The 1307-nt window shown below is 70.5% G+C and carries 1 protein-coding gene; it reads left to right on the top strand.

Translation table 11 applies throughout. The annotated features are described in order from the left end of the window. Positions 1 to 151 precede the first annotated feature (151 nt). The gene (locus tag Mterra_RS21320; RefSeq protein WP_119316880.1) at positions 152 to 1138 is read left to right on the top strand and encodes a LysM peptidoglycan-binding domain-containing M23 family metallopeptidase; all 987 of its coding nucleotides are present in this window, start codon (positions 152 to 154) and stop codon (positions 1136 to 1138) included. The last annotated feature ends 169 nt before the right edge of the window (positions 1139 to 1307 follow it).

Raw genomic sequence — 1307 nt, 5'->3', positions numbered from 1 at the left:
GTGGCCTGTAGCTCGTGGGAAACCCCACCCCGTCCCTCCCCGCCTGCGGGGAGGGACGGGGTGGGGTCCACCACGAGCCACAGGCCACGAGCCTTTCGCTGACGGCTTATACCGCTGGTAGCCGGCATGCGATTTCGATAGCATGGACCCGATGAAGCGCTCCTGGATGGCCCTCACACTCGCGCTCGGGCTGGTTCTGGCCCAGAGCACCTATACCGTGCAGCCGGGCGACACGCTGTACTCCATCGCCAAGCGCTTCGGGACCACCGTGGAGGCCTTGCAGGTGCTCAACGGCCTCGAGGACCCCACCAAGATCGCGGTGGGGCAGGTGCTCAAGGTCGAGGGGCAGCCCCCGGCCCCCGCGGTCCAGCGGCTCAACGCGCCCTTCGGGGCGCTCGAGCTGCCCCGCGAGGTCAGCCAGGGCCAGACCTTCCGGCTTCGCGTGCGCAGCGGCGCGCAGGTGACGGTGCGCTTCCTCAACCAGCGCTACGCGGTGCAGGGCGAGAGCCTGCTGATCGCCGTCCCGCGGCTCCACCCGGAGGGCACCTACGCCATCGCCTTCGACGCGGCGGGCTCGAGCTACTCGGCGAGGCTGCCGGTGCGCGCGGTGGAGAAGGGCCGCCAGGCCCTCACCCTCTCCCCCGACACCGCCGCGCTGCTGCAGCCCGACAAGATCGCCGCCGAGCTCGCCCGCCTGACCGACCTGTGCAAGAGCGGCCCGGCCGAACAGCTCTGGCAGAGCACCTGGAAAAAACCCGTCGATTCCAACCGCATCACCACCATCTTCGGCATCCGCCGCAGCTACAACGGCGGCCCCTACCGCAGCTACCACGAGGGGCTCGACTACGGCGCCCCCACCGGCACCCCGGTCTTCGCCCCGGCCCCCGGCGTGGTGGCCCTGGCCGAAGCCCTGTTCGTGCGCGGCAACGCCGTCGTGCTCCAGCACGGGTTGGGCGTGTGCAGCGGCTACTGGCACCTCTCGAGGATCGCGGTCAAGCCCGGCCAGCAGGTCAAGGCCGGCGACCTCATCGGCTACGTGGGCTCCACGGGGCTCTCCACCGGCCCCCACCTGCACTTCGAGGTGCGGGTCCACGGGGTTCCCACCGACCCCGCGGCGTGGCTGGTGCGGGCGCCGTGATGGGGTGATGGCTTGTAGCCGAACGCCGATAGCCGATAGCTGATAGCTAAACGCCGGGGGCGGGTCGTACGTCGTACGTCCTGCGTCGTACGCCAAACGCAAGACGCCAAACGCCAGACGCCTTGTCACCCCCCTTAGCAAGGGGGGCAGGGGGGGATACCCCCTCCCC

This window comes from Calidithermus terrae (genome assembly GCF_003574345.1).
Taxonomy (GTDB): Bacteria; Deinococcota; Deinococci; order Deinococcales; family Thermaceae; genus Calidithermus; species Calidithermus chliarophilus.
This window is presented reverse-complemented; position numbering and strand designations above follow the sequence as displayed.